Genomic DNA, 21,746 nt, shown 5'->3' on the forward strand with positions numbered 1-21,746 from the left:
CGGCGACGGCCTTGGCAGTATGGGGGCGTGCCTCAGACCGTGCTGCTCGCCGAAGACGACCGCGCCATCCGTCACGCCCTGGAGCGCGCCCTGACCCTGGAGGGTTACCGGGTCACCGCGGTCGCCGACGGTGTCGAGGCGCTGGCGCAGGCCCACCGCACCCCGCCCGACGTGCTCGTGCTGGATGTGATGATGCCGGGCATCGACGGGCTCCAGGTCTGCCGGGTGCTGCGCGCCGAGGGCGACCGGACGCCGATCCTGATGCTGACGGCGCTCGTGGAGACCCAGGACCGGATCGCCGGCCTGGACGCGGGCGCCGACGACTACGTCCTGAAGCCCTTCGACGTCGAGGAGGTCTTCGCCCGGCTGCGCGCCCTGCTGCGCCGCACCGGCGGGGCGGGCGGGGTCGCCCCCGTCGAGGCGCCCAAGCAGCCGGTGCCCGAGCGGTACCTGGAGGCGGCCGGGCTGAAGATGGACCCGCAGGCGCGGCGGGCCTGGCGGGACGGGCGGGAGCTGGAGCTGACCCGTACCGAGTTCGAGCTGCTGGAACTGCTGGTGCGCAACAGCGGGATCGTCCTCGACCACTCCACGATCTACGACCGGATCTGGGGGTACGACTTCGGGCCGGGCTCCAAGAACCTCGCCGTCTACGTCGGCTATCTGCGCCGCAAGCTCGACGAGCCGGGCGCCCCGCAGCTGATCCACACGGTGCGGGGCGTGGGTTACGTGCTGCGGGAGGACTGAGTGGGCCGCCTCGCGCGGCTGCTGCGCAGACGCCGGCCCGGGCTGGTCTCGCTCGCGACCACCTTCGCGGTGTCCTTCGCGGCGGTCACGGCCGCCGTCACCGTCCTCGTCGGGATCCTGTCGTACGGCGCCGCCGCCCGTCTGGTCCGGGTGGACCAGCAGTCCGTGTTCGACGAGGTCGTGCAGGACCTGCGGGACGAGGTGCGGGAGCGCAGGATGACGCCGGAGGACTTCTCCTCGTCGGAGCCCGGACACGACCTGGTCCGCCCGGCCCGTACCGATGTGCAGGTGCTGGGGCCGGACGGCTCGGTCGTCGACCCCGGCAGCCCCGGGCTGCCCGTCATCGACGCCGACCGTCTCGTCGCGGCGGCCACGCCGGCGGGGCGGCTGGCCGAGCACAAGGACGTCGACGTCGGCAGCGACGTCTACCGGGTCGCGACCGTCTCCCTCGGTGACGGCCGGGGCGCGGTGCAGGTCGCGCAGGAGTTCAGCGACACCGAGGACCTGCTGCGGGCGCTTCAGCAACGCACCCTGATCCTGATGGCGGCCGTGGTGGTCGGGGCCGGGCTGTTCGGCTGGTGGCTGGCCCGGCGCATCACCCGCCGCCTGGTGATCCTCACCTCGGCCGCGGAGGACGTCGCCCGCACCCGCCGCCTCGGTATCCAGGTGCCGGTGACGGGGTACGACGAGGTGGGCCGCCTCGGTCGGGCCTTCGACCGCATGCTGGGCCGGCTGGCGCAGTCGGAGGAGGACCAGCGGCGCCTCGTCCAGGACGCGGGGCACGAGCTGCGGACGCCGCTGACCTCCCTGCGTACCAACATCTCGCTGCTGCGGCGGATCGACGAACTGCCGCCCGAGACCCGCGCCGAACTGGTCGCGGACCTGGGCCAGGAGGCCCGCGAACTGACCGACCTGGTCAACGAGTTGGTCGATCTCGCGGCCGGTCAGTCCGACACCGAGCCGCCGCAGCGGGTGGACCTCGCCGACATCGTGGAGGACGTGGCGGGGCTCGCGCGGCGCCGCACCGGGCGCGAGGTCGTGGTCCGGGTGAGCGGGGACACGACGACCGACGGCCGGCCGGGCATGCTGACGCGCGCGGTGTCGAACCTCGTGGAGAACGCGGCGAAGTTCGACCGCGCGGGCCGCGCCCCGATCGAGATCAGGGTGACCGGCCCCGCCCGCCCGGGCACCGTCCGGGTGGAGATCCTGGACCGGGGCCCCGGAATCGCCGAAGCGGACCTGATCCGCATCTTCGACCGCTTCTACCGAGCCGCCGACGCCCGCTCCCTTCCCGGGTCGGGCCTGGGCCTGTCGATCGTCCGCGAGGTGGCCCTGGCCCACGGCGGAGCCCCGTTCGCGCTGCGGAGGGACGGCGGCGGCTCGGCGATCGGGTTCACGGTGGGTGGGGGCTGAGGTCCGATCACCGGCTTGTCGGCCGTCTACGGTGAGCAGGTATCGCTCCGTCGAGGATGGGGAGGGCGTACATGCTGGGTGCCGGGGAAGCCGCCGCGCTGGACCGCATCGACGAAGCCTCCGTCGGGCGGATGCTCGCCGAGCTCGTCGCCATTCCCAGCGTTACCGGGAGTGCCGCCGAGTCGGAGTTGCAGCATCACCTCGCCGGGCGGCTGGAGCGGCTCGGGCTCGATGTCGATCTGTGGGCCATGGATCTGGACGCGTTGCGTGCCCACCCGGACTTTCCCGGTGCGGAGGCGGCCCGGGACGAGGCGTGGGGGCTCGTCGGGCGGGCCGGGGAGGGCGGGGACGGGCCCACGCTGATCCTTCAGGGGCATGTGGACGTCGTACCGCCCGGGGATCTCGGTGCCTGGGAGGGGGATCCCTTTGTGCCCAGGGTCGTCGGGGATGTCGTGCACGGGCGCGGGGCCTGTGACATGAAGGCCGGGCTGGTGGCGGAGCTGGTCGCGTTGGAGGCGGTGCGGGCCAGCGGGGCGCGGCTGCGGGGGCGGGTCGCCGTGCACTTCGTCGTGGGGGAGGAGGACGGGGGACTCGGTGCGTTCGGGACGTTGCGGCGAGGGTACGGCGGGGACGTCTGTGTCATCGCCGAACCGACCGGCGGCACCCTGGTCACCGCCAACGCGGGCGCGCTGACGTTCCGGCTCACCGTCAACGGGAAGTCCGCGCACGGCAGTTCACGCGACGAGGGGGTCAGCGCGATCGACGCCTATCTGCCGCTGCACCGGGCGCTGGGGCGGCTGGAGGCCGAGCGGAACCGGGAGCCGCATCCGCTGATGGCCGAGTATCCGATCCCGTACGCCCTGTCGGTGGGGACCCTGCGCTCCGGGGACTGGGCGAGCAGTGTGCCCGATCTGCTGGTCGCGGAGGGGCGGTTGGGGGTGCGGCTGGGGGAGGAGCCGGCGGCTGCGCGGGCCGCGTTCGAGCGGTGTGTGGCCGAAGTGTGTGCCGGGGACGCCTGGTTGGCCGACCATCCGGTCAGCGTGACCTGGCCCGGTGGGCAGTTCGCGAGCGGCCGGCTGCCGGAGGGGCATCCGCTGCCCGGCGTGATCCGCGGCGCGCACGCGGACGCCGGGGGCGGGCCGCTCAGGGAGCGCGGGGCGTCGTACGGGAGCGATCTGCGCTTGTACGCCGGGGCCGGGATCCCGACGCTGCAGTTCGGGCCGGGGGACATCCAGGTCGCCCACAGTGCGCGGGAGCGGGTGTCCGTGCGGGAGGTGGTGGCGGTGGCGCGGACGCTGGCGCTGACGGTGCTGCGGACAGTGGGGACGAAGTGACGGGAACCGGCGGGCCCGTTGGACGATCTTCTTGAGTGGGCCGGCTCGGCCCGCGGGGGAAGGAGCCGTCCATGTTCACATCCTGGCGCAGTGCCCTGTCGTACGCGGCGATCGTCACGCTCGTCTCGCTGGCCGTGGGGGAGGTCGGCAACTTCCTCTGGAGCCCCGAACTCCTCACCCCGGACCGGCTCGCCTTCCCGCTGGTCACGATCGTCGTACTGGTCGAGGCGAGACTGCTGCTGCCCCCGCTGTCGCGCTGGAGCACGGCCGGCATCGACACCGGTCTGTACACGCTCGTCCTGCTGCTGGTCACCGCCGCCGAGGCCGTGGCCTACGACGGTCCGCCCGCCGACTCCGCCTTCCTCATGCTGATCTTCGCGCTGTTCACCCTCCAACTCCCGTCCGTCTTCGCCCTGTCGGCCTGGCGCCACGGGCATCTCACCCCGAGCGGACGAGCGGCGCTCACTTCCTGACCGCACGGTCCAGCTCACGCCGTACCGCCTGTTCGTCCTGGCCGAGGATCGTCTCCTCGAGACTGCCGTCGTCCTTGCGGGAGAAGAGTTCACCGCGGGCGACGTCCTCCTTCGACAGGACCCGCCCGCACCACTCGCCCTGACCGGAGACCCCGTCGTCGAAGGGGACGGCGGCGCCCTCACCCAGAACCGTCCAGCCCTGCGAGCTCCAGCGCAGGGCGAGGAGGTAGGTGTGGCCGGTCTCCAGGCGGGGAGCGTCGGGGGCGGTCTGTTTGATGCGGGTGCCGCTCTGCCGGTACACCCGCCAGCCGGGGGCGACCATGTCGAAGCCCTTGTCCACGGGGCGGTCGGGCCGGTCGGCCGAGGTCCACAGGACCTTGTCGGTGCGGAAGGTCACCATGCGGTCGGTCCGGTACCGGAACGGGCCCGAGGCGAAGTCGCGCCGCCCGGTGTCCCGCTCCCGCTCGGGCGTGGCGACGACGACATGATCGGCGTACGTGACCCAGTCCTGCGCGGTCCGGGAGGGGTGGGCGTCGCTGACGTACCCGCAGCCGGGGACGGTGTCCAAGCCGCCCCAGCCGATCAGGACCGCCGCGGTGAGTCCCGCGAAGGCCACGCATGCAATGACAGGACGGCTCGTTGTGCGGCCGCCGTGAGGCCGGTTCCACGGCATGGCGAACTGCTCCCCCTGATCCCCCGTGAGCGGCGACGGTGTCCCCCGGTCGCCTGCTGGCTGTGCGGCAGCGGATGCGGATCCGGTCAAGATCCACTAGCGCCGCGGTGATCACCGTACGCACACCCCGCGCAGGGGAACAGGAGTTCGCTTCGCACTGTCACGAAACTGTCGATCACCGATCGGCCCACCGAACTGAGTACGTGTACGCACCCTCCCCCAGGTGCTCACGCCCATCCGCCGTATCCCCTCGCCGCCATACGGTCCCCGCATGTCCCAAGAGACCGCACCGGCCGAGTCCGGGTCTTTGTCGGCACCGCAGGCCGTCGGCTGTGGCTGCCTCGCGCTGGTCGGCGTGCTGCTCGCCGTCGTGCTCCTGCCGTTCGTCCTGGTCGCCTGGGACTCCCGGGGCTCGACGGACTTTCCTCGCGTCGCACCCGAGGAGATGGCGAGCCGTGCCTTTGAACGGTCGCGGGAGGCGTACGACGTCCTGGGGTTCGCGCGGACCGTGGAACCGGGCGGCGCGGACACCGGGGTCGGTCCGGAGAACGGGTACGGGACCGACTTCTGCTGGGACGGCGGTCTGCTGGGGATGGACGACAAGGCCGTCGACGGCGCCTACCGGATGAGCCACGGGTGGGCCCTGGACCACGTACCCGCGAGCCAGGCCGCACCCGGCCTGCGGCGCCTGCACCGGCAACTCGCGGACGACGGCTGGGAGGTCACGTCCTACCGCGAGGGCGGGCAGGGCCAGGACTGGGAGCTGCGCGTCCAACAGGACGACCCTGACGAGCGGATGTCCTTCCACTGGGACCCGGACCGCGAGTACTTCACCGGCAGCGCCGGCCTGCCCTGCGCCTACGACCCCGACTGGGAGGACGGCGACACGGGGCCTGCCGGGGGCGGTCAGGTGCCGCCTGTGCTCGGGCCCGCGCGGGGCTGAGGGGGTGGGGGACGTGGGCGGAAACCCAGACGGAGATGAGCACCCGTACTCATGCCTCGGCGCGGGGCGTCGGGACACCGTGGGAACACACAGCGACAACGGACGAACCGAAGGGATCCGCGATGTCGAACGTCTCGGGGTCGGGCCGCCTTGTGCGGTTGCGGAGGCTGCTCGCGCTCGCCACGGACAACTGGGGCGGCCGGGGGTATCTGGCGGTCTTCGCCGCTTCCGTGCCGGTGGCGTTCCTCTTTCCGGACAGTGCGTACGCGATGGCTCCGATGCTGCTCACGGAGCCTCTGTCGATGCTGGGTGCGATCGTGCCCTTCGGGCCCGGTAGCGCCGAGGGCAGTGGTGGGGCGGCTGTCGTGGCCGCCTCGGTCGGCATGGGTGCCTGGCTGCTCGCGTGCGCTCTGGTGAACGCCGCCGTGGTCGGTGCGCTCGCCCATCACGTCCGGGACGTCCGTGCCGACGCCCGGCACGCGTGAAGCTCCCCCTCTCCCCTTCACCTCGAATGTCACCTCGAATGTCACCTCGAAGCGAAAGGCACCGACATGGCCCGTTCCGCACGCCCCCGATTCCCGAGGATCCGGGCCCTGTTGGCGCCCGCCGTGGACAACTGGCTCGCGCGGGGCTACCTCGCGGTGGTCGCGGCGTCGATGGGGTTCTTCCTGTGGGCCGTGTACCTGTCGCCGGACCCCGGGTTCGCCGGGATCTGGCCGCTCATGACCACGGCTCCGCTCAGCATGATCGTCAGCATGCCCCTGATGGCGCTGGCGCCCGACGGGGACTCCCCGCTCGCCTGGCTGACCCCGTTGCTCTTCTCCGCGGGGACCGTCCTGTGCGGGCTGTTCAACGCCGTACTGCTCGGCCTGCTCGCCCGCAGGCTGACGGGGCGGGAGCCGCACCCGGCGGCCTGACCGTCGCCGAGGGCGGCGGCCGCCTCGTGGAGCGTGGAGGTGGTGGCTGAAGTCCTGCCACTCGTACGGCAGTTGGTAGACGTCGAATGCGTCCGCAGTGTGGCCCCGGGGTTCCATGCACCCGCTGCCTCCGATGTCCGCCATCGGGTTCAGCGCGAAGCTACTCGCCGATGCCGTCCGCCCGCCACGTCATCGTCACGTTGAGCTGGGCCTCGCCCTGGGACTTGGCGATGACGGCACCGAACTCGGCGTTGAAGCGTATGCCGAACTCCAAGCTGACCTCGTCCGGGCGACTGGGCATGTCACGCAGGCGTCGCAGAGCGGATGTGGCCGCGTTCCTGATGCGATCGATGCCTTCCTCGAAGGACGTGGTGGCATCGGCTACGGCGTTTCCGAGCCGGGAGACCTCGATGACTCCTGGCTCGTCCTCTGTTACCTCTACGACCAGGAAACCCTCGCCGTCTTCCGCCGGAAACCGCAGGAATTGCGTCATGTCGTCCCCTCGCGAACTCGGCCTCGCGCGTCCGGCAGGTCCAGGCTGTATGACCTGCGGCCCACTTCCGCTCCAGAGGTGAAGCAGCCACCATGGAATCGCACCCGGAGCCGCCGAATCACCATGTCAGGGGGAACCACGGTATGGCAGACCCTGCGAAGGACATCTGTTCCGACCTTCTCGATCTGTCTGGGATCTCTTTGGCGGAGCTGCACTCCAGTGACGATCCTGCACTGCGACGCGCGTTGAGCCGGGTGAACGTCATGGCGACCCTGGCTTTCGGGACGCTGACGGGCGACAGCGACAGCGAGGGGATGAGGTTCGTCCGCAGCAGGCGTCCGGATCAGTGCGGGCCGTGACCGCTGCGAAGCTCGATGTCCACCGGCTGTCCGGTGACTCGCTCCGGTCCATAGCGGCGGGTGGCGCGAGTGAAGCCGATCTCCTGCTGCTGCGTTCCGCTCAACGCAGTCAGCTCCTGCTGGTGTTGCGTGCCCTGCTGGACCGCGTGGACGAGACGGCCAGGAGCACCCGGCACCCCGGCGGTGTGTCGGGGCAGACGGCGTGGCAGCTGCTGTGCACGGTCGAGGAGCGGGCTCCCGAGGCGCTGGAGAGCGTGCTCGCCGATCCCACCGTCATGGCATGGGCCCTGCGTCTGCTCAGGCGCCTGAGCGGATCCGTCGCCGGGACTCCTTCCGCCGCCCCGCTGTGGGCGGACCTCGGCCAGTTTCACGCGCTGGCCGCGGCGGCGGCGCTGCGCGCCGGGGTTCCCTGTGCACTGCGGGTGCCCGCACACCGCGGCATGGTCTGGCTGCCGGGTGCGGGGATGGCGGGTCCGGTGGCGCGGCGCCGCTGGAGCGAGGCGGAGATCCGGGTGGACGCGGCGGGTGCCGTCGTGAACGGGGAACTCGGAAAGTCAGTGCTGCCCCGCATCCGGCCCGCTCGGCTGCCGGGGTGGCTTCCCCTGCGAATGCTCCGCGACGAAGACGGCGTGACGGAACTCGGGCCGTGGCTCGACACGGTGAGCCCATACCGGGACTTCACGCGGTACCCCAGGTCTCCCGACCGCTCGGACGACGGTCGATTACAGGTATGGGAGACCCGTCTTGCCGGTGCGTACGCTCTGCTGGACCGGGAGTCCCCGGCGGAGGCCGCCACGCTCAGAGCGTTGGTACGGGCTCTCGTGCCACGGTCGCTCAGCAAGGCGGAGCGGGGCCTGGTAGCCAGCGCGTCCTCGCTGGACGCTTTCGGCGTGATCACCCTGTCCCTGCCCCACGACGAGACCCAGACCGCGGCGATCCTCGTTCATGAGACCCGCCATCAGCAGCTCAACGCACTGCTCAGCCTGGTGGAGCTGGTCCGGACTCCCGTGGACTCCGACGGGGTGTCGACCGGGCGGCGGCTCCACTACGCGCCGTGGCGCAGTGACCCACGGCCCGTCGGAGGACTTCTTCACGGGGTCTTCGCGTTCGCAGGGGTCGGGCGCTTCTGGCTGACGCACCGCAGGCATGTGACCGGAACAGAGGCCCGGCGAGCTGACCTCGAGTTCGCCGTACTCAGGGAACAGCTCCGGGAGGCGGTGGCCGCGCTCCTCACCGACGAAGACCTCACCGAGCAGGGCCGGCTGTTCGCCGGCGAGATCGCACACCTGGTGGCCGCTTGGCAGGACGATGAAGTGGCCGCCGCACCAGCCGCACTGGCCCATCACTACTGCGCACTGCGGCGGGCGGTCTGGAGAGCACGACACCTTGAGATCCCCACCTCTGTGGCGGATCGATTCGCCAGAGCCTGGGCGGCCGGAGCCGCTGCTCCCGCACTGCCGCCTTCCACCCTGCGTCCACGCCCCGATCTGATCCGGCTCGACACGTTCGGACCGCTGGCCAGGCTCCGCCTGTCCGCGCCGACCGCCTTCGCCCGTCGGCGTCGGCGGGCGGACAAGGCCGGGGAGCCGGCGCTCCGGGCCGGGTACGCCGCGGTCGCGGGCGACGCCGAACAAGCCGCGCTCGGGTACGCCGAGTGGACCGCGCAGGATCCTTGGGACCCCGAGGCATGGATCGGCGCGGTGCTGGCGCTTCCCGACCCCGCCCGGAGAGCGGATGCCGCCCTGCTGCTGGACCGCCCGGAGGCGGTGGTCGGCGTACTCCGGGCTCTGGCGGCGGCCGGGGGCGGCTGTCCCGCCCCCGACGAGCTCGCCCGGTGGCTGGGCGGAAACAGCGCCTAGAGTGACAGCAGGTCGGTGTCCCCGTTGGCTCGAAGCCTCTTCTCGGCGTTGAGCGTCGCGGGGTGGGAGGGACCCAGCACGGCTGAGTACCGGTCCAGGGTCGCGACGTACAGGCGTTCGCTTTCCTCGGTCCTTCGCAGCGCCTTCAGGTCGTAGCTCAGATTGAGGCGGACGGCCAGGTTCGCCGGATGGTTCTCACGCAGCCGCTCGGACTCCTCTGCCACGGCCTTGTCGAGGTCGTGCGCCTCCTCGAAGCGACCGAGGGCGAAGTAGTCGCTGGCCAGATTCATCCGGGCGAGCACGGTGCGCGGATGTTCCTGACCGAGCACGCGAGTCAGGCCCTCGACCGATTCCTCGTTCAGTGCGAGCGCGTCTTCGAGCTGTCCCAGCAGCCGTAGTGTCACCGCGAGGTTCATCGCGATGGCATAACTGTGAGGGTGCTCCCGGCCGTACCTTTCCCGGCTCATCGCCAGCACCTGCTCGGTCAGGGCGCGGGACTCCCGGAGCTTGCCGACCTGCCTCAGGTCATTGGCGTGACTGACGGCGATGAGCAGGTAGTAGCGGCTGTCGGTACCGAGGGTGTCGGCGATCAATTTCAGGTACGTGCTCGACAGTTCATAGGCTCGCTGGTGGTCGCCCATCTTGCGCAGCGTGACGCACCAGTTGCGGATCACCAGAGCCACGAACGGGTGCTGATCGCCGAGCCTTCCGGTGGCCTCTTGGGCCAGCGTCGCGTACCCGTCGTTCGCCTCCGCGTAGCGGCCGACCTCCTGAAGGTCGAGCAGATAGGCCTCGCGTGTTCCCAACGTCTGCCTGTGGTCCTCGCCCAGGATCTCGATCCGGCTCTGCCAAGTGTTGTAGTCGAGTTCGAGGGCTTGCTCCGAGTCGCCTGCCAGACGCAGACTCACGGCGTAGTTGTGCGCGGCGAGAAGAGTGGCGGGGTCTTCTTCACCGAACTCTCGCGTGCTCGCGTCATAGACGCGTTGGTCCATCTCCCGGGCCTCTTCGAAGTGCCCTCGGTTGCGGTGGTGGATGGCCATGTAGCTCTGTGCCCGCAGCGAGTCCTCGTGTTCCTCGCCGACAACCCTGCGATAGCGCTCCACGAGTCCGGACTGCATGGTGTAGGCGCGGCCGAGGTCGGTGCCCTGCTCGCGCAGCGTCTCGGCGATCTGCTGGTCGACGGCCAGGACGTCCTCGTGGTCCTCACCCAGGGCCGCGCGCCAGATCGCTGCGGCTTGTTCTCCCAGCTCCAGTGCTGCCGCGTGGTCGCCGCGCGCACGCAGGAATCGCACCTCGTTCAGGACGAGCTGGCGGGTCCAGCCGTCCTCGCATTTCACGGCCCTGGAGGCACGTAGATGGCTGAGCAGGGACGAGTACCGCGGCCAGGACACGGGCCGCTCCGGATTCCGCGGATCCGCGTGGGACAGCAACTGATGTGCGGCGTGCCGCATCATCGCCTGCTCCTGGGGGTTCATCTGCTCGACCAGTACCCGCTGCACCAATCGGTGCATGAGCAGCGTGTTCTGCCGGTGGTCGATCCGGGCCAGGGCATAGCGCCCGATCTCGCGCACCGCTCGGCCCAGTTTGACCGGATCTTCCAGTGCGGACTGCAACTCCGGCGGGACGGAGATGCCGCGCACTGCCGAGAAGAGGTCCCAGTCGATGGGCTCCGGAGCGAAGAAGGCGCAGACCTGGAGCAGCTGCAGGGCGTCCGGGCGGGTCTCCCGCAACCGCCCCAGAGACACGTTCCACGCGGCCGCGACCGACCGGTTGTAGTCGCTGGGAGGCGCGGACTGCATCAACTCGGTGAAGTTGCGCTCGTACACCTCGAGGTACTGCTGCACAGGCATGCCCGTCTCGGCCAGCCAGACGGCGGCCTGCTCGACGGCCAGGGGCAGGTCGCCGAGGGCGGCCGCCAGATGGTCGACTGCCTCGTCGGGGAGGTCCGGGCTACGGCGGCGCAGCAAGGCCACGCTTTCCGCGCGAGCGAAGACGTCGACCTCCAGGGAACTGAGGTCGTTGGACCATTGGGAGTTGCGAGACGTCACTACGATGCTGCCTGGTCCGTCGCTTGGGAAGTACTTGCGTACAGTTCTGGGGTCTTCCGCGTTATCGAACACCAGTAGCCATTCGTCGTACGGTTCCCCGCGACGCAGGGCGTCCAGTACGGCCGGTACCGCGCTGATCTCGGGGCCCGCCTGTAGGCCCATCTGCTCGCCCAACTCGACCAGGGACTGGATGATCTGACTTTCCTGCTCGGATGGGATCCACCAAACGAGCCGATATTCGCGATTGTGGCGGTAAACGTACTCGACGGCGATTTGAGACTTTCCTACACCGCCCATGCCGTGCAGGGCTTCGGGTAGGACCGCGGCGACACCGCTCCGGAGGCGATCGTTCAAGCGTTCGAGTAAGGTCTCTCGGCCCGTGAAATTCCGGTTCCTTTGTGGAACATTGCCCCAAATGCGCGGAGAGGTATGCGGATGGCGCGGACCGGAGGCAGTGGTGGGGCCGGCAGACACGGGTATGCCTCCTTGTCGCGGAGAGGGGGGAGTGGGCGAATCAGGGGTGGGCGCCGACGCTGATGTTGAAGTCCCCTCTGGGTGCCGGGTGTTCGTAGCCTCTGGTGCCTGAGGCGGAGGGGTGCCATGCAACCTGTCTTTGGGGACTATATTCAACTTTGACCGCATTTCCAGAGATGGATACTGTGGCTGGACTGTGTGTCCAGGTGCGGGTGGGGTGCCGTCGGCGAGCTGCCAGCCGCGTCCGGGCGCGCTGTGCTCCAGCAGCCGTCCCAAGCAATTGGCGCGCTCGAGATAGGGGCCTGACACCGAGCACAGCGCCGTGTACAGGTGCTTGACAAACGGACGGGTCTGCTCCGTCATCGGTGGATCGGTGTGATCGCCGTCGGTCGCCACGAGCGCCCGTGCGGGCTCACCCCACAATGCTTCCAGCCGCGGGCCGAGATGTCGCTGGACCTGACGCAGAGCGCGGAGTGTTTCCGCCCGGGAGCCGAGCGCGAGAAGTTCCTCCCTCACCCCTTCGACGTAGTCGAACGACACGCGGTGCACGTCCTCGGCGTCGGCGGGTTCGTCCATGTGGCGGACGAGCCCCAGGATCATGATCTCGGCAAGGTTCCAGCACTCCGCCGCCGGCAGGGACTGCTGGAGCAGCCGCATGACGGGGAGATTGAGGGGTGCCGCCGCGAGACGCTTGGCGAGTTCGTAGGCGGCAGGGGAGGCCGTGGCCCTGAAGCGTCGTACGACGGCTGCGGCCCTTTTCGCCCGCAGTGTTCCGGGGGACTCGGTGGCGAGGGTGCCGTCCGGCTGGTCGCTGTACGGTTCGGCCACGAGGGTGGCCAGTTCGCCGGTGGTGGGGCCGAGCACGGCGGAGCGCAGGTCTCCCTCGGGGGCGGTCCACAGGGTCGCCAGGGCGTGCCACTCGCCGTCCGCGGCGGCCACCAGATGGGCCCAGCGGCTCAGCGCGCCGGGCCGCAGTTCGATGACGGGCACCGGTATCGCGGCACTCTCCCGGCCGATTTCGTCGGCGGCGTGCGAACGCGGGTCCGGTGGGTCCGTGTGCGGGTGCTTCCAGTCGGCGTCGTACGTCCGGTTGGGGGCGGCGGGCGACGAGGCTCGTAACCGGGTGCGGGTGATCGTGGGCAGCGTGAGGTCCCACAACTGCTGTGGGAGGAGGCTCAGCACGGCGACCGGGGAGTGCCGGGCCAGCCGGTGCAGGGTCGCGGCGGCGTTGCCGGTGCGCCAGGCTCTGTGGCCGCCGTCCGTGATGATCAGCAGCAACTGTTGGTCGGTCGAACGGACTTCGCTCGCCGGGAAGCCGGTTCCCGCGTCGGTGTCCGGGTCCCAGCGGATCAGCCGCACGGTCCGGAACGCCGCCGTCTGCTCCATCAGTGCGGCGATCTGCCGTGTGACGTGCGGCCACAGGACCATGGAATCGCTCGCGTCCACCACCAGCAGAAGGTCCAGTCGGCGTTCCGGCACCGACCGGCACACCGGTGTCCATATCCCTGCCGTCGCCGCTTGTTCGGCGGTCGCCTCCTCGTCCAGTACGACCTCGTGGAGCGAACTCCGGGTCAGGCGCAGCGGACGCAGGGACCTCCCGAGCGCCAGGGCATCGGCCAGCGGTGGCGAGGCGGGCCACTCGGCCTGTCCGGGATCGGTCCACGGACCGGAGGCGGGTGTGTGCTGCGGGCGCGATGGAGGTGGCTGCCACGGCGGAGGCGGGTCGGGCGCCGGGCGGAGATCTGCCGGTTGATCCTCCCCGGCTGCCGCACGGGCGACGGCTCCTCGGCCGCTCTGCTCGTCAGCGGGTTCTTGTCCGGTGCGAGGATCGCTCCGATTCTCGGATGTCGCCCGCTCGGCGCGACGGCGTCGGGCCCGGCGTAGCCGTTCGCGGCGTTCCAGAGCGTCACGGCCCGGTGCGTCGAACCTCGGCACCATGAAGTCCTGCCAGGCCGCCAGGTAGAGGGCGTCAGCCAGCTCGGTCGAAGTGGGCATGTTCTGGTCCGGGCCACGACTGTGCTCCTCCTCCCGCGGTGCGGAGGGGGGCGGGGGTTCATTGGACGCCGCCGTCATCCGGTCCTCGATTCCGCCCCCGCTCCGTCGAGCCGGTGCCACAACGAGTCCACCAGGCGTTCCAGTGCCTCCTCGTTGCCGGAGAAACGCCCCGAGGTCGCGACGAAAGCGGCGTTCAGCAGCTGGTCTATGGCCAGTCCACCCCGCTCCCGGCTGTTGCGCAGGAAATCGTCGATCAGTTCCTCCGCCCGCGCGGATCCTGACGATGCGTCTTCGGTCGCCGCCAAGTGGGCCAGGACCATGTTGACGAGCTGCGGCCGGTCAGGATCCGGCATCCGCAGCCGCAGGCAGCGACGCAGGAAGGCCGGCGGGAACTCTCGCTCCCCGTTGGAGGTGATCACCACGATGGGGAACGCCCGGCACTTGACGATGCCGTCGACGATCTCGGCGCTTCGGCCCGAGTCGTCGGTCATGACGGTCACGCTGCGATGCAGCCGCCGGGCCCGCATCAGTTCGGGAATCTGGAACTGTCCCTCCTCGAACACACTCAGCAGGTCGTTCGCGAGGTCCTGGTCACTCTTGTCCAGTTCGTCGACCAGCAGTACCCGGGGCAGCTCGTACGGCAGCAACGCAGTGCCCAGCGGCCCCAGTTGGAGATAGTCGCCGATGCCGGGAAGACGTTCCTCGGCTGCCACCGGCCGGCCCGCTTCACCGCCGGCACCGTCCGTCCGGTTCAGGCTCTGCAAGGCCGCGGAATCCTGGACCCGTCCGATCGCGTCGTACTCGTACAGTCCGCCACGGAGCGTGGTCCGGCTGGTGATGTGCCAGCGCAGCACCCGACCCAGTCGAAGTTCCCTGCTGATCCGGTACGCGAGTGATGATTTCCCGGTGCCGGGCCTCCCCGTCACCAGGAGCGGCCGACGCAGCAGCAGAGCCGCGTTCACCATGTCCACTTCACGCCGGACCTGGTCGGAGCCGCCGGATAACGCGCTGACCCGTCCCAACCGACGCTCGATCTCCTCGTCGTCCGGCGGGGGAGGAGCCACGACGGGGCCGCCGGTGAAATGGCGCCACGGCGGAGGCGGCGGCAGCAACTCGCTGAGATCGGCGTCATATTGAGGCTGCCCCGTGCCGCGATAGAGCCACCACCGGCCGTCCGTTCCGTTCCGCACCGGAGCGTCGCCGTCGGGCCCGGCGACGCCTTCCGATTCCGGAGCCTCCGTGCCGTCCTGCGTGTGTGAGCCCTGCGTATCCTCTGCCGGACGCGTCCTTCCGGCTTCACTGTCCTCGGGAAGCATCTCGTCTACTCTCCCCCCTGCGCGGAAGACTCCGCCGCCTCTCCCCGCCCGCCCGGAATGCGGTAAGGGTCGTCCCAGAGCAATGCCGCGTGGCGACCGAGCGGAGAAGCGCCGCCCACAGCAGCATCCCCGCCCTCGGCCGCTATACGCAACGACCTGACTTCGTCAGGTAACCGGTGGATGCCCTTGCACGAGGTAAGTTCCAGCAATTCGCTGCGGAAAGTGGGATCGATGCCCCCACGGCGATCCCACACCACGATCGGCACGCCTGCCCGGAGCGACGCATCCAGCTCATCGGCCCCTGGACCAGCGCCTCTTTGGCCGCCGGGCGGCTCGCTCAGGACGACCATGACCGGATGCGGGGCCGAGAGCAGACGGTCGGGGTGTTCGTCGGGGAACCAGTGGACCGGTCCGCGACAGCCGGGCTTCAGAGCGTCCCACCGCCTGGCCCAGCGTCCATGCGTTGCCCGGCCCTCCACCCTTTCGAGACTGCGCAGCACCACGGGGTGGTCCTTGCCGAGAGTGGCCTCCGCGTTCCCGAACGCCTCCTTTGCCCAGGTCTCGACCGGCAGATCCATCAAATCTCTCGGGAGGACGAACTCCAGGGCGAGGTCCTCCTTGCACGCATACGCCCAGCCGGTCTCGGCCTCCTGTACCAGCGACTTCACGTGCTCGGGCAGGTCGGCCACGTCGACCTGCACGTCACCGCCCTTCACCGGAAACGAGTGTGAACTGCTGCCGTTCTGGTACCAGTAGGTCAGCTGCCGCATCCCCTTGTGCTCGGAGTAGAACAGCGGACGCAGCCGGATCAGCAGCCACGTGGAGGGAGCCCAGATGGTCTCCTCACCGATTTCGGGCAACGGCACGGGGGACACAGAACCTCGCGGCGGGGTGGCTTCCTCGGAGTGCCGGCCAGGCTGAGGAACGCTCTCCCCGCCGACGGCCTCCACCGCTCGGCCGGCATACGCCTCCGGCCTCCCCCGATGCTCCGCCGCCCACTCCCGCAACTCCTGCTGCTGATGCCCCTTCGCGTACCGCGCGAGGTGCTCGACGAGGAGGACGCAGGGCAGTGGCCGACCGGGGCGGGCGTTGAGGGTCGCGGCATGCAGCACCGCCGACCATGGTTCCGCACAGTGCGCCGGCAGGGGGTCGGGCCGGTCGTCCAGTGCCTCGCGGAACACCTCGGCGATGTCGAGCACCTCCAGGCCGCCGAGGAGGTTCATCAGCTGTTCCCAGGTGCTCGCGGGGAAGAGCGGTACCTCGGCAAGGGCGATGGCGGTTCGTAGGCGGGCCATCTCGCGGGTCTCTCCCTCCAGCAACGAGACCACGCCACCCACCACTTGGAGGCCGTCGGGATACGGCATCACCGCGCGCAGCAGGAACAGCAGCGCAACCCGGCGGCGGCTGGTCTCGGGCAGCGCGATCCTGATCCCCAGCACCCGGCCCACCTGGCGCGCGCATTCGTGCAGCAGCGCCGGTTCCTCGAAGCACGGAACGGCGTCAAGTGCGTCGAGCAGAATCTTGGGCGGTCCCCATGGATCCTGAGTGTGCGTCACGTTGATCCGCCCCCCGGGACAGTCGGCCAGAGCTTCTCGACGAGTTCCAGGACGACCCTGGCGGGTCGGGACTCGTCGTCGAGCAGCCGCACGGACTCGATCAGCGCCCGCCTGCCGTCCGGGTGTTGGACGCAGGCCTGGACGAGGAAGAAGAGCTGCAGGCGGGGCCGGGTATGGGTACGGACGGCACGCCGGATGCGGGGCGGCAACAGGCCGCGCAGCGTGGCTCCGTCGTCGTCCTCGATCAGTGGCACGTTCAGGAGCGCGTCGGCGAGGGCGAACTGGTCCCTGTCCGAGGGCGGTGACGACGGCCCTCGGGGTAGGAGTGGAGGCTCCAGTGCCGCGGTCAGTCCCGGCCACATGCGTGCCGCGGCCTCCAACGGCAGCATCCAGGCTGCCTTGGTCTGCGGGTCGGTGTAGGCCGCGGTGATCATTCCGACGATCTGACGTGCGACCGGGTCCCACACACCGGCACCGCTGAACCCGCGGCTGATGCGAGCGCCCGCGGCGCCGATCCCCTCCAACTGGATCCAGTCCCGGTGGGGACCCCCGCGTCCCACCAGCCTGGCTCTGGACCACAGTCCCTCGGGCACGCCGGCCGGGAAGCCGTACACCTGCACCTCACGCCGGTCCGGTTCCCCGCACGGCCCGGACCGCGCCACGGCAGCCCCGTCGGGAGGTGCCCATGCCGTATGCAGTACGGCGAGGTCGCCCCCGGCCCCGCCGGCGAGCGGCCCAGGAAACCAGGCGTCCGGCACGACACCGGCCTCGCCGACCGCGCCACCCGGGCACCCCGGCACGTCGACCAGAACAGCACCCGTGGGCACCGCACCCGGACGCCCCTGCTCCTGCCCGACGGCCGACGCCACGACATGCGCGCAGGTCAACACCACACCGGGCATCACCAGAATGCCGGCGCCCTGCACGACTCCACGCGCCGACAGGACGCGCACTCTTCCTAAGGCCGCCGCCTCAGCGGTATCCCCCTTGGCCACTGACAGGTCCCCTCCCCCGCATGGAGCCGCCGACGGACATCTCCATGAATGAACCAGCGTACGAAGCGCACGCGCCCGGCACACGGGCTGTGCGTATCCCGGAGCTTTACCGGATGCGGCACCGGTGAATCATCGGCACGCGCTGCCGTCCTGTGAGACCGGATCCGCGACATGATCGACGTCGATTCCCCGGCCGGGCCCAGGTGCCTTCCATGCACGCCCTGGCCGCCCGACCGCCCGCCGGGGACATGAAAAGGGCGGGACTCGAAAGTCCCGCCCGCACCTCAGGAAGCAGCCCCCGATCAGGGCCAGACCAGGCAGTACGGCTGATGCCCCGCCTCGTGGAGGCGGTGGCTGAAGTCCTGCCATTCGTGCAGCGAATGGGAGGGGTGGGGTGCTGACCTGGGGTTTCTTGGTGACATGTGGACTGACCTGCGGAAACGACTCTCGGTAGTTCTCACTGGTCGACGCCGTTTCCCGGGCTCATGTGCCCTGGATGTGCCCTGGGCGCTCACTCGTGGGCTGGGCTGGGGAGCCGGAGCGGCTGAGCTGACCCGGTGGAGGCGCCGAAGCCTCCGGCGCTGGCCTTCCTCAAGTGCCTCGGCGGAGGATCCGCCTACGACACCCGCTTTAGGAGTGGGATCGAATCCTTGCCGGGTGGTACTTGACCGTGCCGTGTGGCTCTGTTCTGCAGGGCTCGCGTTCGACCGGCCGGACTCACGGCTGGATTCGTTTCAGCAGCCAGGAGGTGACAGCGCGGGCGGCTCCGGAGACGCTGATCCGGCGTATCCCATCAGCTGCTTGGTGATGTGCATCGTCCTGCCCTCGGTTCTGCCGGCACGTGGCTGCCGGACCCACCGCAGGGGAGGGGCACCGTCCGCGACTCGTGTGACCGGCGCGGGCGATGCCCCTCCCCTTGCCGCCCGGTCAGCTGCGGCGGTGTCCCAAGGGCTGGGCGGTGCCGGCGGCCTGGGCGTTCTCGGCGGAGGCGTCCGGGTTGCCGTGCTGTGCCACGTCGGCGGTCCGCGCCGCGCCGGTGCTGGTCTGCTGCTTGGGGCGGCGCAGCAGGACGACCGCGCAAGCCGCGGCTATCAGGGCCAGGACGGCTGCCACGATGAGGCACAGGCGCATGCCGTCGAGGAGGGAGTCACCCAGGGCGCCGTAGACCTGGTTGGCCGTGGAGCCGAGGTTCATCCCGGCGACCGCGCCCAGGCCGCCCTCCTTCGCCGTGGCGACGATGGTGTGGGCCTGGGTGCCGGTCACGCCGGCGTCGGAGAGATGGCCGGGCAGGGAGTCCACGGCGCGGGTGGACAGCAGGGCGCCGAGGACGGCCGGGCCGAGCGCGCCGCCGACCTGGCGGAAGGCGTTGTTGGCGGCCGAGGCCATGCCCGCCAGATGGTGCGGCACGGCGGCGACGGCGGTGGCCGTCATCGGCGTGGTGACCAGGCCCAGGCCGACGCCCAGCACGATCAGTCGCCAGGCGATCGAGCCGTAGGAGGTGTCGGTGTCGAGGTTGGTCATGGCCAGCAGGGACCCGGCGATCAGGAGCAGACCGACGCTGATCATCCAGCGCGTCGGGACGCGGTGCATGAGCCGTCCGGCCGGGGCTCCGGCCACGATCGCGGCGACCGGGACCAGCAGCAGCCGCGCGCCCGCCTCCAGCGTGCCGAGCTGCTGCACCATGCCGAAGTACAGGCTGAGGACGAAGAAGAAGCCGATCAGCCCGAGGAAGGTGATCAGGGCGACCAGGGCGGTGGCGGTGAAGGCCGCGCTGCGGAACACCGCCAGGTCCAGCATCGGGCTGTCGCTGCGCTTCTCCGCCACGACGAACGCGATCAGTGCGACGACGCCCAGCGCCAGGGCGGCGATCACCTTGGTGGCGGTGAAGGAGTCGGCGCCGCCCTCGATCACGCCGTAGACCAGGGCGGTGACGGCGACGGCCGCGGTGATCTGGCCGGGCCAGTCGAGCTTGCGTCCGTGCGGGGCGCGCGAGTCGGTGAGCAGCGGGGCGGCGACGGCCATCGCGACCAGCGCGAGGGGGACGGACAGCAGGTAGATCCAGCGCCAGGAGAAGTGGTCGAGGATGACGCCGGCGATGACCGGGCCGACGGCCAGGGCCGCGAGCATGGCCATGGCCCACATGCCGATGAACTTCCCGCGCTCGCGGAAGTCGGGCACCGCGTGGCTGATCAGCGCCAGCGTGGTGGGCAGCAGCGCGGCCGAGCCCAGACCGGCCAGGGCCTGACCGGCCCACAGCATCTGGATGTTCTGCGCGCACAGGGCGACCGCCGCCCCGGCGGCGCAGAAGAACAGGCCCGCCTGGAAGACCTTCTTGCGGCCGTGGACGTCACCGAAGACGCCAGCGGTCATGATGAACGCGGCCATGGGCAGGACGAACGCGTCCTGGACCCAGGAGAGTTGGGCGGTCGAGGTGTGCAGTGCCCGCTGGATCGCGGGCAGACTGACGGCGACCGTGGTGATCGGCAGGTAGGCGACGAACACGCCGAGGCAGGCCATGACGATGGTGGCCGCTCGCCGGTCGGTCGGCCTGATCGCCGTTGTGGTGGCGTTCACGGAAATTCCGCTTTCTCCCGTGCGGCGTGGTGTGCCGCGGTCGGTTGGGTGGGGCAGGGGTTGGTTTCACGGGGGCTGCCGTGCCGGGGGCGGGCAGCCCTGACCTGCGGGATGTTGCCGGTGGCGTCCCGCAGGTGTCGGTGGGTGGGGTTCTCCGCGGCTTACGCGGCCGGTCCGGACCCGGCCCGGTACGCGGCCAGGTGGGCGTGGAGCTCGGCGCGCGAACGGACGCGTTTGAAGGGGGCCTTGGCGACGGTGGCCCGGATGCGCTTGACCGGGTCGCCGGGATTGCCCCAGACGACGTCGACCTGCGTGCCGATCTCGGCGTCGGCGACGTTCAGTACGGCCAGGGAGAGCATCTTGCGGGAGTAGTAGCTGTAGCCGCGCGAGGTGGCCGAGCCGACGTGGACGCCGTCGCGCTCCACTCGGTCCATCCACAGGTGGCCGCGCAGGTCGCGGGGCATGTCCATGAAGGTGGGGTGCGGGCCGTCGCCGTACAGTGAGCGGTGCACGTCAAGGACGTCGTCGCTGTTCCACACCAGGGTGCGCAGCACCCGCGCGGGCTCGGCCAGCCGCTCCTTGAGGACGGCATCGCCGAGGAAGGTGTGGTCGAAGCTGATCTGCCGGGTCCAGCCGAGCTCGACCGGGTCGCGGTAGTAGTCGCGCAGCGACTCGCCCTGGAAGCTGCCGGCGATGAACGCCCGCGGGATGTGCCAGGGCGAGCTGAGCAGGTGGGCCAGGAAGTCGGCCTGCTCGGGCTCGTACAGGGCAGGCAGGTAGTCCAGGTTCCGGGTGGGAACCGCGTTCTCCAGGTGGTTGAGGGGCGCGGCCCGGTTGCCCAAGCGCCGGATGCCGTACTTCTGCCCGGCCTGAACGACCGCGTCGTACACGGCGCCGCCGATCTCGCGCGGGCCCTGCAGCTCGAACCCGACCTCGCCGGCCATGCCCTGGCGCAGAGCCCAGACGCGGTGCCCGGCGAGGGTGGTGGGCAGCGCATGCATGTACGGGGTGTCCAGCAGCCGATCGTCTCCGGTCAGTTCCAGCAGCAGCGGGATCGAGGCGGGGCCGGAGACCTGGTACACGAACCAGTCCTCGTCCTCGGCGGTGGCCTTGAAGTCGCCCTGCTCCAGGTTGTACCGGGCCCAGTCGCCGCCCGGCCCGTGGAAGACGTAGTCCTCCTCGTCCAGCCGGGTCAGGATGCCCTCGCTCATGACATGGCCGTGCGTGTTGGTCTGCACGACGTGCTTGGAGGCGCCCGCCGGGAACGTTCGGAAGGAGTTGACCGAGATCCCCGAGAACAACTTGAGCACGTCGGGGCCGCGGAAGCGGCTCTGCGGCAGGAACGACCAGTCACCGATGTAGCAGGTCTGCTTCCACGACAGACTCTCGTCGAGCCAGTCGGTGTGCTCCGGCTGCCCGAAGAGCTTGGCGAGGATGTCGAACGGGGGTGTCGAGCGGAAGGCGTCGACGGTGAAGTGCACGGGGACGGATGCCTCTCTGATGATCAGGCGCTGCTCGTGTGTCGTGGTGCGGTCGGCTCGTCGGCACAGCGCCGCTTCATGGCCCGGAGCACCCGGGGG

16 protein-coding genes are annotated in these 21,746 nt (G+C 70.4%); 8 read left to right on the top strand and 8 right to left on the bottom strand.

The window, feature by feature from the left end; all coding sequences use genetic code 11:
• Nucleotides 1-27 precede the first annotated feature (27 nt).
• The 4 genes from OHU89_RS28390 to OHU89_RS28405 all read left to right on the top strand — a co-directional run bounded on the left by OHU89_RS28390 (nucleotide 28) and on the right by OHU89_RS28405 (nucleotide 3,964).
• Nucleotides 28-744 carry a response regulator transcription factor gene (locus OHU89_RS28390; RefSeq protein WP_365393939.1) on the top strand — a complete coding sequence of 239 codons (717 nt, stop codon included), beginning with the start codon at nucleotides 28-30 and terminating at the stop codon, nucleotides 742-744.
• Nucleotides 745-2,157 (top strand): ATP-binding protein, encoded by a 1,413-nt coding sequence (locus tag OHU89_RS28395; RefSeq protein WP_405646936.1) that lies wholly within the window; start codon nucleotides 745-747, stop codon nucleotides 2,155-2,157.
• A 71-nt stretch (nucleotides 2,158-2,228) separates the two neighbouring features.
• Nucleotides 2,229-3,491 (top strand): ArgE/DapE family deacylase, encoded by a 1,263-nt coding sequence (locus OHU89_RS28400; protein ID WP_405646938.1) that lies wholly within the window; start codon nucleotides 2,229-2,231, stop codon nucleotides 3,489-3,491.
• Between the two features lie 71 nt (nucleotides 3,492-3,562).
• Nucleotides 3,563-3,964, top strand: a complete 402-nt coding sequence (locus tag OHU89_RS28405) for a hypothetical protein (RefSeq protein ID WP_405646940.1) — start codon at nucleotides 3,563-3,565, stop codon at nucleotides 3,962-3,964.
• Here the strand turns inward: OHU89_RS28405 and OHU89_RS28410 are convergent.
• A complete protein-coding gene (locus OHU89_RS28410; protein ID WP_405646942.1) occupies nucleotides 3,954-4,580 on the bottom strand; it encodes a hypothetical protein in 627 nt (208 codons plus the stop codon). The two genes, OHU89_RS28405 and OHU89_RS28410, sit on opposite strands and share 11 nt — an antisense overlap.
• Nucleotides 4,581-4,908: 328 nt before the next feature.
• Here OHU89_RS28410 and OHU89_RS28415 point away from each other — a divergent pair, with 328 nt between their 5' ends.
• The 3 genes from OHU89_RS28415 (at nucleotide 4,909) to OHU89_RS28425 (ending at nucleotide 6,497) form a co-directional block, all read left to right on the top strand.
• Nucleotides 4,909-5,580, top strand: coding sequence for a hypothetical protein (locus OHU89_RS28415; RefSeq protein WP_405646944.1), 672 nt, complete (start codon nucleotides 4,909-4,911; stop codon nucleotides 5,578-5,580).
• 122 nt (nucleotides 5,581-5,702) lie between these two features.
• Nucleotides 5,703-6,065 (top strand): SCO4225 family membrane protein, encoded by a 363-nt coding sequence (locus tag OHU89_RS28420; RefSeq protein ID WP_405646946.1) that lies wholly within the window; start codon nucleotides 5,703-5,705, stop codon nucleotides 6,063-6,065.
• A gap of 66 nt (nucleotides 6,066-6,131) precedes the next feature.
• Nucleotides 6,132-6,497 (top strand): SCO4225 family membrane protein, encoded by a 366-nt coding sequence (locus OHU89_RS28425; protein WP_266889191.1) that lies wholly within the window; start codon nucleotides 6,132-6,134, stop codon nucleotides 6,495-6,497.
• A gap of 160 nt (nucleotides 6,498-6,657) precedes the next feature.
• Here OHU89_RS28425 and OHU89_RS28430 read toward each other — a convergent pair whose 3' ends face one another.
• The gene (locus tag OHU89_RS28430) at nucleotides 6,658-6,990 is read right to left on the bottom strand and encodes a CU044_2847 family protein (protein ID WP_405646949.1); all 333 of its coding nucleotides are present in this window, start codon (nucleotides 6,988-6,990) and stop codon (nucleotides 6,658-6,660) included.
• 355 nt (nucleotides 6,991-7,345) lie between these two features.
• Between OHU89_RS28430 and OHU89_RS28435 the strand changes: the two genes are divergently transcribed.
• Nucleotides 7,346-9,208, top strand: a complete 1,863-nt coding sequence (locus OHU89_RS28435; protein ID WP_405646951.1) for an aKG-HExxH-type peptide beta-hydroxylase — start codon at nucleotides 7,346-7,348, stop codon at nucleotides 9,206-9,208.
• On the opposite strand, the gene fxsT is transcribed toward OHU89_RS28435, so the two are convergent.
• From fxsT to OHU89_RS28465, 6 genes are all read right to left on the bottom strand, one after another.
• On the bottom strand, nucleotides 9,205-13,725 hold the full coding sequence (gene fxsT, locus OHU89_RS28440; RefSeq protein WP_405646953.1) for an FxSxx-COOH system tetratricopeptide repeat protein: 4,521 nt from the start codon (nucleotides 13,723-13,725) through the stop codon (nucleotides 9,205-9,207). The genes OHU89_RS28435 and fxsT overlap by 4 nt on opposite strands.
• Before the next feature lie 74 nt (nucleotides 13,726-13,799).
• On the bottom strand, nucleotides 13,800-14,915 hold the full coding sequence (locus tag OHU89_RS28445; protein WP_405646955.1) for an AAA family ATPase: 1,116 nt from the start codon (nucleotides 14,913-14,915) through the stop codon (nucleotides 13,800-13,802).
• Between the two features lie 131 nt (nucleotides 14,916-15,046).
• Nucleotides 15,047-16,597, bottom strand: a complete 1,551-nt coding sequence (locus tag OHU89_RS28450; RefSeq protein ID WP_405646957.1) for an effector-associated domain 2-containing protein — start codon at nucleotides 16,595-16,597, stop codon at nucleotides 15,047-15,049.
• Complete coding sequence (locus OHU89_RS28455) at nucleotides 16,594-17,550, bottom strand: effector-associated domain 2-containing protein (RefSeq protein WP_405646959.1); 957 nt, start codon at nucleotides 17,548-17,550, stop codon at nucleotides 16,594-16,596. Before OHU89_RS28455 ends, OHU89_RS28450 begins: the two co-directional genes overlap by 4 nt.
• A gap of 969 nt (nucleotides 17,551-18,519) precedes the next feature.
• Nucleotides 18,520-20,166, bottom strand: coding sequence for an MFS transporter (locus OHU89_RS28460; RefSeq protein WP_405646961.1), 1,647 nt, complete (start codon nucleotides 20,164-20,166; stop codon nucleotides 18,520-18,522).
• 161 nt (nucleotides 20,167-20,327) lie between these two features.
• A complete protein-coding gene (locus OHU89_RS28465; protein WP_405646963.1) occupies nucleotides 20,328-21,647 on the bottom strand; it encodes a glycine cleavage T C-terminal barrel domain-containing protein in 1,320 nt (439 codons plus the stop codon).
• Nucleotides 21,648-21,746: the final 99 nt, after the last annotated feature.

The organism is Streptomyces sp. NBC_00019, assembly GCF_045041015.1.
Lineage (GTDB): Bacteria > Actinomycetota > Actinomycetes > Streptomycetales > Streptomycetaceae > Streptomyces.

Excerpts from the sequence above, each read along its gene's own strand:
- OHU89_RS28425 (WP_266889191.1), top strand. The coding sequence starts at position 6,132 with ATGGCCCGTTCCGCACGCCCCCGATTCCCGAGGATCCGGGCCCTGTTG.
- OHU89_RS28420 (WP_405646946.1), top strand. The coding sequence starts at position 5,703 with ATGTCGAACGTCTCGGGGTCGGGCCGCCTTGTGCGGTTGCGGAGGCTG.
- OHU89_RS28400 (WP_405646938.1), top strand. The coding sequence starts at position 2,229 with ATGCTGGGTGCCGGGGAAGCCGCCGCGCTGGACCGCATCGACGAAGCC.
- OHU89_RS28430 (WP_405646949.1), bottom strand. The coding sequence starts at position 6,990 with ATGACGCAATTCCTGCGGTTTCCGGCGGAAGACGGCGAGGGTTTCCTG.
- OHU89_RS28405 (WP_405646940.1), top strand. The coding sequence starts at position 3,563 with ATGTTCACATCCTGGCGCAGTGCCCTGTCGTACGCGGCGATCGTCACG.
- OHU89_RS28415 (WP_405646944.1), top strand. The coding sequence starts at position 4,909 with ATGTCCCAAGAGACCGCACCGGCCGAGTCCGGGTCTTTGTCGGCACCG.
- fxsT (WP_405646953.1), bottom strand. The coding sequence starts at position 13,725 with ATGCCCACTTCGACCGAGCTGGCTGACGCCCTCTACCTGGCGGCCTGG.